Origin of the sequence: Pseudomonas sp. GM_Psu_1, from assembly GCF_026544185.1 — a bacterium.
Taxonomy (GTDB): Bacteria; Pseudomonadota; Gammaproteobacteria; order Pseudomonadales; family Pseudomonadaceae; genus Chryseomonas; species Chryseomonas oryzihabitans.
Map to the genome: position 1 here is coordinate 184,469 of NZ_JALNUX010000009.1, position 12,737 is coordinate 197,205.

Annotated in this window: 20 protein-coding genes; 11 read left to right on the forward strand and 9 right to left on the reverse strand. The window is 59.6% G+C overall.

All coding sequences use genetic code 11. The features are described from left to right. Window positions 1-558 carry a hypothetical protein gene (locus OXS31_RS16670; RefSeq protein WP_267400651.1) on the reverse strand — a complete coding sequence of 186 codons (558 nt, stop codon included), beginning with the start codon at window positions 556-558 and terminating at the stop codon, window positions 1-3. A 155-nt stretch (window positions 559-713) separates the two neighbouring features. On the opposite strand from OXS31_RS16670, the gene OXS31_RS16675 reads away from it, so the two are divergent. After that, window positions 714-1,553, forward strand: coding sequence for a hypothetical protein (locus OXS31_RS16675; protein WP_267400653.1), 840 nt, complete (start codon window positions 714-716; stop codon window positions 1,551-1,553). 56 nt (window positions 1,554-1,609) lie between these two features. Continuing rightward, window positions 1,610-2,161, forward strand: a complete 552-nt coding sequence (locus tag OXS31_RS16680) for a GIY-YIG nuclease family protein (protein ID WP_267400656.1) — start codon at window positions 1,610-1,612, stop codon at window positions 2,159-2,161. Window positions 2,162-2,326: 165 nt separating this feature from the next. Here the strand turns inward: OXS31_RS16680 and OXS31_RS16685 are convergent, their stop codons facing one another. From OXS31_RS16685 to OXS31_RS16715, 7 genes are all read right to left on the reverse strand, one after another. Then, the gene (locus tag OXS31_RS16685; protein WP_267400658.1) at window positions 2,327-2,713 is read right to left on the reverse strand and encodes a hypothetical protein; all 387 of its coding nucleotides are present in this window, start codon (window positions 2,711-2,713) and stop codon (window positions 2,327-2,329) included. A gap of 91 nt (window positions 2,714-2,804) precedes the next feature. Beyond that, window positions 2,805-3,059 carry a hypothetical protein gene (locus tag OXS31_RS16690; protein ID WP_267400661.1) on the reverse strand — a complete coding sequence of 85 codons (255 nt, stop codon included), beginning with the start codon at window positions 3,057-3,059 and terminating at the stop codon, window positions 2,805-2,807. Window positions 3,060-3,097: 38 nt separating this feature from the next. Beyond that, window positions 3,098-3,427, reverse strand: a complete 330-nt coding sequence (locus OXS31_RS16695) for a hypothetical protein (protein ID WP_267400663.1) — start codon at window positions 3,425-3,427, stop codon at window positions 3,098-3,100. Window positions 3,428-3,612: 185 nt separating this feature from the next. Beyond that, the gene (locus OXS31_RS16700; protein WP_267400666.1) at window positions 3,613-4,023 is read right to left on the reverse strand and encodes a type II toxin-antitoxin system VapC family toxin; all 411 of its coding nucleotides are present in this window, start codon (window positions 4,021-4,023) and stop codon (window positions 3,613-3,615) included. Further along, window positions 4,020-4,250, reverse strand: coding sequence for a type II toxin-antitoxin system VapB family antitoxin (gene vapB, locus OXS31_RS16705; protein ID WP_267400668.1), 231 nt, complete (start codon window positions 4,248-4,250; stop codon window positions 4,020-4,022). Before vapB ends, OXS31_RS16700 begins: the two co-directional genes overlap by 4 nt. A 198-nt stretch (window positions 4,251-4,448) precedes the next feature. Further along, window positions 4,449-4,748 (reverse strand): hypothetical protein, encoded by a 300-nt coding sequence (locus OXS31_RS16710; protein WP_267400670.1) that lies wholly within the window; start codon window positions 4,746-4,748, stop codon window positions 4,449-4,451. An 89-nt stretch (window positions 4,749-4,837) separates the two neighbouring features. Next, on the reverse strand, window positions 4,838-5,320 hold the full coding sequence (locus OXS31_RS16715; RefSeq protein WP_267400671.1) for a hypothetical protein: 483 nt from the start codon (window positions 5,318-5,320) through the stop codon (window positions 4,838-4,840). Between the two features lie 258 nt (window positions 5,321-5,578). On the opposite strand from OXS31_RS16715, the gene OXS31_RS16720 reads away from it, so the two are divergent. The 9 genes from OXS31_RS16720 (at window position 5,579) to OXS31_RS16760 (ending at window position 11,557) form a co-directional block, all read left to right on the forward strand. Beyond that, window positions 5,579-7,360 carry a DNA cytosine methyltransferase gene (locus OXS31_RS16720; RefSeq protein ID WP_267400673.1) on the forward strand — a complete coding sequence of 594 codons (1,782 nt, stop codon included), beginning with the start codon at window positions 5,579-5,581 and terminating at the stop codon, window positions 7,358-7,360. A gap of 19 nt (window positions 7,361-7,379) precedes the next feature. Further along, a complete protein-coding gene (locus tag OXS31_RS16725) occupies window positions 7,380-7,616 on the forward strand; it encodes a hypothetical protein (RefSeq protein ID WP_267400674.1) in 237 nt (78 codons plus the stop codon). After that, window positions 7,613-8,137: a hypothetical protein gene (locus tag OXS31_RS16730; RefSeq protein ID WP_145155841.1), complete on the forward strand. Its 525-nt coding sequence runs from the start codon at window positions 7,613-7,615 to the stop codon at window positions 8,135-8,137. Before OXS31_RS16725 ends, OXS31_RS16730 begins: the two co-directional genes overlap by 4 nt. Further along, complete coding sequence (locus tag OXS31_RS16735) at window positions 8,137-8,412, forward strand: hypothetical protein (protein ID WP_267400680.1); 276 nt, start codon at window positions 8,137-8,139, stop codon at window positions 8,410-8,412. Before OXS31_RS16730 ends, OXS31_RS16735 begins: the two co-directional genes overlap by 1 nt. A gap of 536 nt (window positions 8,413-8,948) precedes the next feature. Next, window positions 8,949-10,118, forward strand: a complete 1,170-nt coding sequence (locus OXS31_RS16740; protein WP_267400683.1) for an ATP-binding protein — start codon at window positions 8,949-8,951, stop codon at window positions 10,116-10,118. 118 nt (window positions 10,119-10,236) lie between these two features. Then, window positions 10,237-10,488 carry a hypothetical protein gene (locus OXS31_RS16745; RefSeq protein ID WP_267400685.1) on the forward strand — a complete coding sequence of 84 codons (252 nt, stop codon included), beginning with the start codon at window positions 10,237-10,239 and terminating at the stop codon, window positions 10,486-10,488. A gap of 287 nt (window positions 10,489-10,775) precedes the next feature. Then, on the forward strand, window positions 10,776-11,024 hold the full coding sequence (locus tag OXS31_RS16750; RefSeq protein ID WP_267400687.1) for a hypothetical protein: 249 nt from the start codon (window positions 10,776-10,778) through the stop codon (window positions 11,022-11,024). A 14-nt stretch (window positions 11,025-11,038) separates the two neighbouring features. Next, window positions 11,039-11,251 (forward strand): hypothetical protein, encoded by a 213-nt coding sequence (locus tag OXS31_RS16755; RefSeq protein WP_267400689.1) that lies wholly within the window; start codon window positions 11,039-11,041, stop codon window positions 11,249-11,251. A 93-nt stretch (window positions 11,252-11,344) separates the two neighbouring features. Next, the gene (locus OXS31_RS16760) at window positions 11,345-11,557 is read left to right on the forward strand and encodes a hypothetical protein (protein WP_267400692.1); all 213 of its coding nucleotides are present in this window, start codon (window positions 11,345-11,347) and stop codon (window positions 11,555-11,557) included. 639 nt (window positions 11,558-12,196) lie between these two features. Here OXS31_RS16760 and OXS31_RS16765 read toward each other — a convergent pair. Beyond that, window positions 12,197-12,737: ATP-grasp domain-containing protein (locus OXS31_RS16765; protein ID WP_267400694.1), on the reverse strand; the 541-nt coding region annotated here is incomplete at its 5' end.

Below are 12,737 nucleotides of genomic sequence, written 5' to 3' on the forward strand. Positions count from 1 at the left end.
TTATTGGCCTGGTTCTTTCGGGACCAGCACCAGCTCCGATAGCACCCTCGCCTCCTCCTCCGTCACATAGATGCCGGTGCGTTTCCGGTCGTCAAACCGCCCCTCCTCGAGTAGGCGCGTCGCTTGCGCGGCCACGCCATCCAAGCGCTGGACCATCGTCCGCAGCCGATTCCGCGGGGGCAGGTCCCATTGCTTGCGGTCTAGGTCCTTCGGAGTGGCTTGGGTTCTGCCCTCAGCAGTCGCTTTGGCGATCGCCATGCGAAGCAGCTCTTGGGCCGGCCGCCCGCCGCGCCTCTCATGACGAATCAGGTGGATGGCGTGCGTCGGTGAAACCTTCCCATCCTGCACCAAGCGCTGTACTTCAGGCGCGGCGTTGGCCAGTACCAAATGCTGCTCGACAACCTGGGTTTTCACCTTGCAAGCCTTGGCAACCGCTCCGTGAGTACCGAGCCGATCCCAGATCTGTCGCAAAAGCTTCGCACGGTTAAGATAGGTCATGGTTTCTGCGTGCTCGCGGTACCGGGACACCAAACCTTCGAGAACGGCATCATCCGCCATGCATGGAACCCTCATCGTAGACCGGCAGATGATACCCTTGCGGCAATGTGATGTATATACGTTACCTCATGGCAAAGCCCGGACTGCTATCCGCTATACCTGAGCCAAACGCCCGGGTAAGCTTTGGCCACCTAAGCTTGGACGGAACCACAACTATGGCCGCGAAGATCGCAGTGACGGACGCGCAAATCGTTGCCGCTGGCAACGCTCTGGTGAATCAGGGACGAGCAGTGAGCGCATCGGGTTTGCGTGCAGCTATAGGCGCCGGGGATCCCGCTCGACTGTTTGGGGTATGGCAGCGGCATATTGCCAACGCCCCTCTGCTCTCCGGCCTACCAGGGGAGGTGGAACATCTGGTCGCGCAGTCCACCTCAGAGATAGCCTCCGCGCTCAGCTGTGTCGCCCGAGTCCTCGATGCCAAGATAAGCGCGGCATACGCCGCGGAGCTTGAGGATGTCCAGGCCCGCCATATCGCCGAAAAGGGCCATCTCCAAGACCAGCTGAAAGCGGCTATTGAACAGGCTGAAGCGGCAGCCGTACGCGCCGCCGAACTTGAGGCACAGATGCGCGCCGCCGAGGTTCTCGCCGATCAGCTTATGCTCAATCGAACCAATGCTACCCTTGAACTCCAGGACCTGCGCGCCAGGCTGGACCAGTCGGCGGCAGGATCGTTGCTTCTAAGTAAGCAGCTTGTGGAGCACCGGGCAAAACAAGCTGTGGCTGAGCATCGGCTCGGTGACGCGGTACAGATGGTAGCTCAGCTAGAGGGCCGCGCTCGCGACCAGGAGATCACCATCAACGCCCTTTCCGATCAGGCCGGCGAAATGAAGGCCAAGATCAGGTACTTGGAGGGCGAGGCTAGGAACCTGACACAAGCGCGAGACAATGCGTTGACCGAGTGTGAGGCGCTGCGACTGCTGACCGGCCGCCAGCATCAGGTACTCCTTGCGCAGGGCAAAGCTTTGCCAAGCGGTTCGGTGACACCTTCGATCTGAACCTAATTATCCGCCGACACCGCCGGCACACGATCAATCGACTCAGGAAACTGCACATGGACGTATCGGATCGCACCGCTATTGCTGCTCAACTCCGGGCGATGGCGAACCTTGTCGAGGTCGCCGAAGTAGACAAGGTCGAAGAATTCGCCATCACGTTTGAAGAGGTGCGGGCGCAGCGGCCGGTAGCCTGGCTTAAGCAGATCAAAGCCTGGGGCGTCGCAGACTATCGCTACATCTACCAGTTCTTGATCGAAGCTGACCATGCTAGTCGATTGCGTAATGCATTCTTCGACGCTAAAGGGGCAAAGGTCGGCAACCGCGCCTATTGCCGCCTTAATGACTGGCCGGAGGGCGTTACGGATGGCTCCTCGCTGTACGTAGGGAGTTCGCAGGAGCTGGGTACGCGGCTGACTGGGCACCTCGGCTATGGATACGGCCGAACCTACGCGATGCATTTGAGCCACTGGCTGCCGGAGCTCGAGGGGGGGCTACGTTTACAAATCTGGCGATACAAATGTGACTCGGCATCTGCCACGATGCAGGCCATTGAAGACGGCCTGTGGGCTATCAGGAAGCCACTGTTGGGACGGCAGGGTGCGCGCTGAAGCTCGTGCCCTCAGACGTCATTTGTGCACGTCTACCTGGGTCCCCATGCTCCTTCGCGCTTGCCGAAAACCGTCGCGAACGGAGCATTTTCGAGTGAACGACAGGCGTCGTTAGGTCGGAATTACCGTCGGTTTCCAGCAGCGCCGGGCGCTACCCCTGCGTCTTCACTTGAATGAGTTGAGCTTGTCCTCCAAGTCCCGGACCCGCTCACGTAGGCTCTCACCTATTTCTTCGTTGCGGCGTTCCTGGGCAGGGCTGCCATCTTCACGCTCGATGGAATGCCATTTCCACCTTTCAAGCTCGCCTCGAGCACTCGCCAGCTCGTGCTCAATGGACTCTTTTTCGGCCTCCGTCTTTTCTTCGAGCGTTTCTGCGCCGGAGCGCGACGGATCGAAGTCGGTACCCTCAGCTGAGCTACTGTCCGGAGTCTGGGGGTCACGCTCCTTGAGTTTGCTGAGGTCCTGGACGGCCTCTTGCATTATGGGAGGATGGGCCTTAACCGCCAGCTTCGCGGATTCTTCTACCGGATCTTTCTCTGTCAACTTGGTCATCCTCGTCGTTGAGATGGAGCGTCTGGATCGATGCGTAGCAGGATACCTTGTCCGTTTTCAACGGTATGCCTCCGATCGCAGCGGCGGTACCTCAAAGGCCAAGAGTCGCCGTCCGGGTGTCTGCCACCGAACCGATCAGCAGATCCAACGCATATGCCTCTTCCAGACTGATTAGGGTTGGCAGAAGGCTGTGCACCTTGTCGTGAAGCCAGGAGCGTTGGTCGACCAGGGTTGCATAGATCGGCACCTGGCCAAGGGCGCCGATCGCCCGGTGCAGCTTCATCAATGCCTCCAGGCGGCAATTTTCGAAGCTGTCTGGTGCAGCCGGGTGATTATTCGGTTCCACATCCGCTCCTGGTCTTCACCACGAACTCACTACGGAGGTCAGCCTGCAGCGCTACACGCTGGGCTAGCCGACTCGACCACAACGCGTCGGTCAGCTTCGGCCTTCGGCTTTGCCGGCTTTCCCTGCTTCAGCACATCAAGCTGCTCGGGACTGATCACGTCGTAGCGCGTCAGGCTCATAGAGCCCGGTTCGCAGTACGTGAAGCTGAACGGGTACTCAGTGCTGATCACTCGGGCATCGGTGATGCCCGCCTCCCTCAGGGACGTAGCCGCCCACCTCGAGAAATCAGGTGACGTTGGCAGGCCAACTGCTCCAACGCCGGGCGCAAGGAGTACGCTTGCCACCAGGGCACAGGTCAGAACTTTCACTTCAAGCTCTCCTGATCCGAGAATTCAGCCGAGCGCTGGTCCATTCGCTACGAGGGTTCACCCGCCGCTCCGCGCCAGTGTCAGGTTCCTTCCTGCCGCAGTCAGAGCACCAGCGAATCCCTGGGCCCTCCCTATGTTGGTTCACGTGCTGACAAACATCGCCCCGTTGCATCACGTGCTCCCTTTTAAACCCAGTCTTCGTACACGAGGCCGGGGACCCGGCTGAACTCACGCACGTTATTTGTTACCAGGGTGCAGCCGATAGCGATTGCATGCCCAGCAATGGCCGTATCGTTCGGCCCGATCGGCGTGCCGGCTGCATTGAGCTGGCGCATGACCTCAACCGTCGCGTCTACCGCGCGCAGGTCCCAGGGGATTACCCCGTCCAGTCGACGGACGAACTCGTCCACCAGGACCTTGTGCTTGGGTGAGGCTTTCTTACCGATTTGGCCATACCGCATTTCCGCGTAGGTGATCGCCGAAATCACGATGCGGTTACCGCGCTCGACCTCAGCAGCTAGGCGTCTGATCACAGCAGCTGGATGCTCTCGCATGATGAACGAGCAGATGCAGGTGTCGAGCATGTAGGTCGTCACAGAGCGAACCTGCCTTCATCACTGGCCACTGCAGTGCGCTCCTGCAGAAAGTCAGCGTCAGCCTTCGGCAAGTCTGCCAAGGACGTCCACGACGGACGAGCAGGCCGCAGGGTGATGACGTCACCCTCCTTCACGATCTCAAGCTCGCCGATGCCGTCGAAAGCCATATCTTTGGGCAACCGGATAGCTTGATTCTTACCATTCATGAAAATCGAGACGGTACGCATGGTCTGCTCCCTAACATATGCTGGACATAGGCTAAGATAGCGCGCCGAGTAAGCATATACAAGGCATATGCCGCCCTTCAAACGGAGCGCCGGTGCCCAGCCCCCTGCCGGCAACGTCTTCATAACGCAGCATAATGTACGCGTCCGCGACCAGGCGCGTAACAGGCGCCAGACTGACCACCGCGCGGCCTTAGGGCTTCAACGAGCGGCGATCACCGCACCGACCCAGATTAGGGAATCCACCGGTATGCCGCCCTGTACGTGTGCCGAAGCTGATACCAGCGCTTTCGCCTGTTGGCGTCCCCAAAGAACCTCTCCAATCTCGGGCGCGTAGAAGCAATCGAGCTCGTCGGCTGCCTCGCCGGCGAGCTGCAAGCCTCGCGTGCCGATCAGCAGCATACTGATGTCGTTGCGCGGAAGAGGCAGCAGCAACCAGAACATCCCCGGACGCACTACTACGCCAGGCGGTACCTGTTCGAACCAGGCTTCGGCGGGCACCCGCCGTTCCTGAAGGAATCCAGGAAGGTCCTCACTGGCCAATGTGGGGCACGTGGCGCTCGCGCCCTTCACGGCGGAAACAATCCGGTTCACGCTCCACCCGCATCGGCAGGCGACCCGCCGGCAATGAAAACGTCTTTGACCAGAAGCGGATCCGACGACCGAAGGACGAGCCAGTCGGGCGGGTAGGCGCTGAGATCATGGCATTGAGCGATCCGCACATAGGTCTGCTGCAGGATGCTCCTGAGCACCCGAGCCAACACCTCCGGCTCGCTCCCGACGACGCGAGTAACCCGGGGCCGAATGTCCATGTGATCGAAAACGCGCATCCACAGCAGCCGCGACGTCTGCACGACGTCGCCGGCGACCTCCCCGAAGAGGTCCTGGGCCAGCTGGCCAAGATCACCTTCGTCCCAACGTAAATAGACCGCCAAGCCCAGGGCATCGCAGCGCAACTCAATTGCGTCAGAGGTGTAGGGCCGCAGGGCTCGAAGGGTATCGGTGCATCGCCCTGCGCCGTGCTCAACCGATCCGTCGGGGTGAACGGTCACTACGGTACCGAACGGCCCCATGGACTCTCCCGTCGCGCGCGGTAAGTCAGCGCTCCGCCCGATCGGCCTGATCGAGGATAGCGGCGCTGAGTCAGCGGCTGTGCGTGTGGCAACCGACTTCAGCCGGCGATAGGGAAACTGCAAGACGGTAGCCGTCACACAACACCTCTTTGATTCAATGCCGATAGTCCAGATCCCGCGGTGCCTGAGGCATGCGTACCGACCCGAACCCGTGGTACGCTTGAATTGTACACGGTGCAATATAATCAGGTGGAGTATATGGCGGGCGAATTAAGCGGCTATTTCGTCAAGCAGGTTGGGCGCAATCGCGGTAAACCCCGGATCTGGTTAGAACACCAAGAGCTCGCCACCGCCGGTTTCAAGCCGGGCGATCGTTACGAGGTCCGAATGAAAGATGGCTCGGTCATCTTGTCGGCCAACCCGGACGGATCGCGTGTCGTCAGTGCTAAGCCAGCCCGCCGAGAAGGGGACGCGGCTGTCCCGGTCATCGATTTGAACTCCGAGAAGCTACTGGCGCTATTCGCCGGCATGGCCGCAGTGCGCCTGGTGCAGTTCGATGGCCAGATCCACCTGATGCCACTCGCGGCCGAGCTGCGCAAGAAAGAACGCACCTCACGTCTCCTGCGCAAGCTGGAGAACGACGAGCCCCTGAGTGTAGGAAGCCTGAGTCACGGCGCAGGGTTCATGACGCACTCGCTGCACGAAGGCCTGCAGCGCGCGGGCCTCTCCACACGGCTCGCATTTGCCAACGACATTCGGCCGGAGCTACTGCAGCACGCGAGCCAGCGCAACGAGGCCTGGTCACCAGACACTATCCCCCTGGCCGCTCCCATGCAGGAGCTGGCATTCGACCACGCCGCGATGGCGCGCCTGCCTCGTGTAGAGATCGCCGAGGCCGGCATCCCATGCAGCGGCCAGTCCAAGTCTGGCCGGGCAAAGCTCGGACTCTCGGTACCTGAGGCGCACCCCGAGGTCGGACACCTCATCGTTGCGGCTCTGGTGATCATTGCCCGGGTTAACCCGGCGATCGTCCTGCTCGAGTGCGTGCCGCAGTTCGCCTCGAGTGGCTCGGCAGCAATCCTTCGCTCGCAGCTCAGGGACCTGGGCTACAACACGCACGAGACCGTGCTCAACGGTCGCGACTTTAACGCGCTGGAAGCGCGCGAGCGGTGGTTCATGGCCGCGGTCACCGACGGGATGCACTTCGATTGGGAGATGCTGCAGTACCCCGAGAAGCGCACCACCCGGCTCTCCGATGTGCTGGATGACATCCCGGATGATTCTCCGCTGTGGAGCGAGATGGCGGGGCTCAAGGCCAAGCAGGCACGTGATATCGCCGCGGGCAAGGGCTTTCTGATGCAGATCTTTCGGCCCGAGGATTCTCGCATTGCCACCGTGACCAAAGGCTATGCGCGGGTCCGCTCAACCGATCCCAAGATCGCTCACCCTACCAATCCAGATCTGCTCCGCCAGTTGACGCCTGCTGAACACAGCCGGATCAAACAGCACCCTCCCCGGCTGATCGAAGGCCTGGCCAACACGATTGCGCATGAGGTGCTCGGCCAGAGCGTCGTGCGTGATCCCATCGTCGCCATGGGCGAAGCCTTCGGCCGGAGCATCTACGCCCTGGCCAGCGGCGAACAGCCACCTTCCGCCGCCGCTCTGTTCGAAGCGGTCGCCGACCAGATTAAGTCGACCGCTTCTCTGACCGTATCCGAGCTGCGGCAGCCGTTGGCCAACGTGAAGTACGTGGGCCCGATCACCGTCCTCGAGCTCGGCAGTGCCATCCAGGATATCGGCAACGGGGTAGGCATCGTGCATCGCGCCAGTGCGGTCCAGGGCGCGCGTCTGGGCGAGCTTGTGACGGTTCAGTACCCCTCGACGCGCGCGGCGCCCACCGTGAAGCGCCATGACACACCGGCACCCGACGTAAGCGAACCGCTTCGCGCTCGGTTGCGCGTGGAGGCCCAGGCCACCTTCGACTTTGCCCCCGAGCCGCAAACCTCTTCTCCCGTCCAACGCGCACCGCGCCTTGGTTAAGCCACTCAGGAATAGCCCTATGGAAGAACTCATCGAACGACTGGATTGCTGCACTCGCCTGGTTCAAGGCACGACCGTGCTGGATGACGCATGCAAGCAGGAACTCCTCAAGCAGCAGCTGACCTATGCCGCCTTCCTCACGGACTGCCAGACGCAGGCTTATCCGGACACCCCGGATACCCGCCTTGCCCTGGGGCAAATCGGCGAGTTCTGCACCCTGATCGAAAATGAACTGCGAGTGGAGGTGTCGGTATGAGCAATGCAATCCAGGATCGGCTCCAGCAGTCAGCTGGGAAGATTTTCGACAAATTCGTCACCACGGTGGCCAAGGTAGACCCCAGGGCCGCAGCCGGCCTTGCCGCTACCTTCGGCATCGGCCTGGTAGGGATGGGCCTCCTGCACGAGGTTCTGCACCAGGCTGACCTACTCGCCTCCCTAGGCCAGGATGCCGTCGATGCCTACCGGAAGACCACGCCGAGCACCCTTACGCAGCTGATGGGAAGGGCACTATCTGGGGATCTTCAGTCGCCTGGGATGCAGGCACAAGGCGCTGGAGCTTGGGCGTTGGTAACGCTGCCGGCGGTAGCGGCAATCACTACGCACCTGTACAAAGGCCTCGAGTTCGTTAAGGCCGCCAGTGAGCGCGAAGCTGCGCGGAATCAGCCGCGTGGGGCGGTCCGCCAATCGCACTTTGACGATGCGATGCGACGTGCGCAGAATCTGCAGGCTTCGCCGGCGCAAGAACGTCCCTCCAGTACCCACCGGCCAGGACCGTAATGATTGATCCCTTTTTCCTGCTCGCCGCCAGCGTGGCCATCCCGCTGATCCTGATGCTGTTCATTACGGCCCAGATTTACGCGCGGACCGGAAACGTAAAGCAGGTGCTTATCTCCAGCGGCGTCTTGTTGGGCTTCACTGCTGGCTATTTCGGGGCACCGATCGCAACGCCGGCAGCGGTCGGCCAGGATCGTTTGGTCACCAGCGTCGTCATCGGTGTTGTGTTCACTGGGGTATTTCTGGCGATCTGCTGGCGCAGGGCCGGGAAGCCCTAAGCAGTGAATAGGCGTGCGCCTACGGCGAGGATGGGGCGTCAGCTCAAAGGTTGAGTATCGGGGCCTGCGGCCCGCCTCGCGCCGGGTGATGACCCTCAAGGGGCGGGCTTTCGAGTTGGCACTCAAGCGGCGCAAGCTTGAGAGCGGCCCTGAGGTGTATCGGGCCTGTGATGCGCTCCAGCAGGCAACTAGCTGGCTTTACTGGTAGGCAGGGATCAAGCTCGGCAGCTCGCACAGTGGGCGGCGGTCCCTGGCTTCGCGCATATTGGCTGCGACCGGCGACGTGGAGACGGGGCAGACCATCCTAGGCCATTCCTGCCTGGACCCCAGCAAGCCTTACCTGAACGTTGATCAAGTCGTTATCCGGCGGGCTTTTGAGCTCGCACTGTAGGCTGTGAGTCGCTAGCGTTTAATTGCGTCCCAATGCTGCAAGGAAGAACAGCGCCTGACCCTTCGTGGTGACCATATCGATCTCTACGCTATGCTAGCAAAAAATGTTAGCATTACTTATCTTTCGATATTCATCCGAGGTTGTGATGGACCCGTACCGTAATCCCTTTGCACCTGGGGCTGGTTTTGCTCCGCCCGAGCTTGCCGGTCGAGACTCTATTTTGGAGATGGCCCGCATATCTTGCGGGCGTGCGGTGAAAGGAAAGCCCGCACGATCGCTGATGCTCTTGGGGCTACGAGGTGTAGGTAAGACGGTTCTGCTCAACGAAATCGGCAAAATTGCTAGGGAGCAGGGGATGCTCGTATCTCAGCTTGAGGCTCCAGAGAAAAACACGCTCTCCTCTCTCCTTTATCCTGAGCTTAGACGGGTGTTGCGTTCTCTGTCGGGAGTCGAAGCGGCCAAGCAGATCGCTAGTCGAGGAATGGGCGCCCTTCGTAATTTCGCCTCGATATTCAAAATCGACATTGGTGGCGTTGAAGTCGGTGTTGAAGCCGCGGAGCCTGGGCTCGCAGACAGCGGCGATCTGCAGCACGATCTACCAGACCTATTCACTGTAATTGGTGAGGGCGCACAAGCGGCAGGCAGGGGATGGATTTTGCTCATGGACGAGGTTCAATACCTCTCCGAAGAGGATTTGTCTGCGCTGATTGTTTCAATGCATCGAATGGCTCAGCGTGGTTTGCCTGTGGTTATGGTTGGGGCAGGACTTCCACAGGTTGCTAAGTTGGCTGGCGAGGCTAAGTCCTACGCAGAGCGACTGTTCCAATACCCAGCCGTCGGCGCGCTAGATGAAGAGGCTGCAAAGCTTGCTTTGCGCAAACCTGTCGAGGAGGAAGGGGAAGCGATAGAGGATGCTGCTCTCGATTCTATCTTTGCTCGAACGAAAGGTTATCCATTTTTTTTGCAGGAGTGGGGTTCTACCTCATGGGATGTTGCGTCTGGGCCTGGGATCACACTTAATGATGTCGAGCGCGCTTACCCTGAAACCCTCGCCGGCCTTGATGAAGGCTTCTTCAAGGTGCGGTATGACCGGCTTACTAAGGCGGAAATCCAATTTGTGATGGCGATGGCCGCCCTTGGTGATGGTCCTTACCCCATGTCCGGTATTGCTAAGGAGATGGGACGCGATCAATCATCGCTAGGTCCGGCTCGGGCCAACATCATTTCCAAAGGCATGATCTACAGCACTGACCACGGCTACCTTGATTTCTCGGTTCCTCTTTTCGCCGAATATCTCCGACGTCGCGGCGATTGAGAGCGGGACATTCTAGTTCAAGGAAAACGTACCAAGTACACACATGCCCCGGCCTAAAAACCGGGGCCGAGGACATAGAAGCGTCGGACTGGCCAACGCTGAATTAAGGAACGTTTCGATGAAAACACATATCGCCCTAGGCGCTGCGGCGATGGTCATCCTCTCGCTAACTGGTTGCGCGAGCCAAGCTCAGATCGACGAGCAGAATAAGCAGCTTGCAGCCATCAATGTATCACTGATTCAGATTCAAGCTGTCCAGGCTGAATCGCTGAATTTGCAGAAGATGCAAGCGAAGATCCAAGTTGATAGCCACAACCAACTGGTCCAGAGCAACGCCCTACAGGTGGAACAGCAGGCCAAACGCAAGTAACGATGAGGCTTGGCCAGCATACTCATGGGCTTGCTGGCTTATGCCATCCAGGCGACGAGTCCCCTCGTATGGGATCAGCATTGTTTGTAGGGCGGCGTTTCTATCTGAAGATGAAATCCAAGAGCCAAGAGCTGGCCGAGCTTTCCAAAGCCGACGCTATGGCCGTGATAGCCCGCCAGTCGAAATAACAGGGAAATCGCGATACCCCCAAGCCCAGCACCTGCTGGGCAGCGGCAGTAGAGGGACGTCCATTTTCGCGTCCGCTAAAATGCCAGGGAGTGCTGTGCATGAGCGTAATAGTGAAGAAGGCTGAGAAGATCCAGGCAACAGTGAAATCGCTGGAGGCTGGATTCAGCTTTGAGCAATTCTTGGCGGCGTTCCAGACCCAATATCCGAAGGACTGGGAGAAGGTCCAGCGCGAGTATGCCAAGCATGAGCGCAAGACCAAACCTGGCAAGAGCAATCCGATGCCTGAACCCGTTCAGTACATGCGCAATGCGCTGAATGTACATCTGAAGGCCGGAAAGAAGAGCTGATAGGAAAACTACCGATGGATGTGCAGTACAACGGTGGTGGCGTTGAAACCGTCATGAGTGAAGAAGAACAGTCTTTGAAAAATGAGCCATGGCAAAAAGGCTACACGCAGGGCATCACCTTTGGGTATGACTCGCTTGAAGACGAAACCCCCTATCGGGGTCAGGAAGCTGCCGATTGGGATGAAGGCAGAAGCCAGGGTCTGGCCGACATCTACAAAATGGAGTAGAGGCTAGCGCGCCCATTGGCTTGCTGGCTGCTGTCACCCGGGGCGACAAGTCACCCTGTCCACCACCAGCTCCACGAACAACGGAAATCCACCATGAGTACACGTCACCGATACGCACACGGGCCGGTTACCGAACAATTGAAGCAGAAGCTGCTGTTACGCCTCCAGCAAGACCAGGGTAATGCAGATCTGCTTGCAGAAGACATCCTCGAACTTATTGCTGTTGCGCGAAACGACAAAGACGGTTTCCGCGCTGCGAGCCGGGAGCTTGATCGGCTGCTCAACCTCGACACCCCGGCAACATAGGAAATCATTGCTTGCTCCCTTTATTGGTGGCCTCTTCGTACCGGTGCGCGGCTTGCCCCAACGAATAAACTGAAAGATTTCAAAAATGACTTTGCGAGCAAAAATCGAAGCGGCAATAGCCGCTGCGGAAGGTAATAGGCAGAAGGCAGCACTGGACGTTTGTGTGCTGTTGGAAGACGAAGTTGGGCTTTCAACAAACGCTCATTTATTTTGAAGCTCATCGCGGTGATCGGGAGCGTGTTGCTCGCAAGCGTTTTCGTATTGGCCACTGAATAGTTCGAGGAATCCAACATTGAAATTTGTTTGGCCAAGGCCCAAGAAAGCCAAAGTGCTGTTGGCCGCGCTTTGGGGTGCACTGTTGTTTGTGGCCATCTGTTATGGCATGAGTTTTTTCCCACACCTCGGCTCAATCCCTACGCCAACCGGTGGCCGGCTTGACCTTGGCATGCTGGGCACAACCCCTTTGCCATTCGCTGCGTTCGGTGGAGCTTTTTTGGGTGTTTTTGTGGTGAGCGCGCCCACCCCCGTAGCCGACTCAGCCAATGAACGGTAATCACCTTCTCAATATCCTCAGCGCCCTATCGGGCAAGCGGTAGCCGCTTGCCCGATAGGAGCTCCCACGGCTGGGAGCGGAAGGCATTAGTCCTGGATCAGAGCTTCCAGAGCGGCGATGCGAGTCTGCAGGGTCGCGGCATCGGCGCTGCGCAGGGTGGCGTGACCGACCTTGCGTCCGGCCTTGAAGGCCTTGCCGTAGTGGTGCAGGTGGCAGTCTTCCAGGGCGGTGACGGCGGCCACCGGCGGTACCGAGCCGATGAAGTTGACCATGGCGCTCTCGCCGACCTTGGCGGTGGAACCGAGCGGCAGGCCGGCCACGGCGCGCAGGTGGTTCTCGAACTGGCTGCACTCAGCGCCTTCGATGGTCCAGTGCCCGGAGTTGTGCACGCGCGGGGCGATCTCGTTGGCTTTCAGGCCACCCTCGACCTCGAAGAACTCGAAGGCCAGCACGCCGACGTAGTCGAGCTGCTCCAGCACGCGGCGGGCATAGTCTTCGGCCAGCGCCTGCAGCGGGTGGTCGGAGCTGGCCACCGACAGACGCAGGATGCCGCTCTCGTGGATGTTGTGCACCAGCGGGTAGCAGGCCACCTCGCCATCACGACCGCGCACCGTGACCAGGGAGACT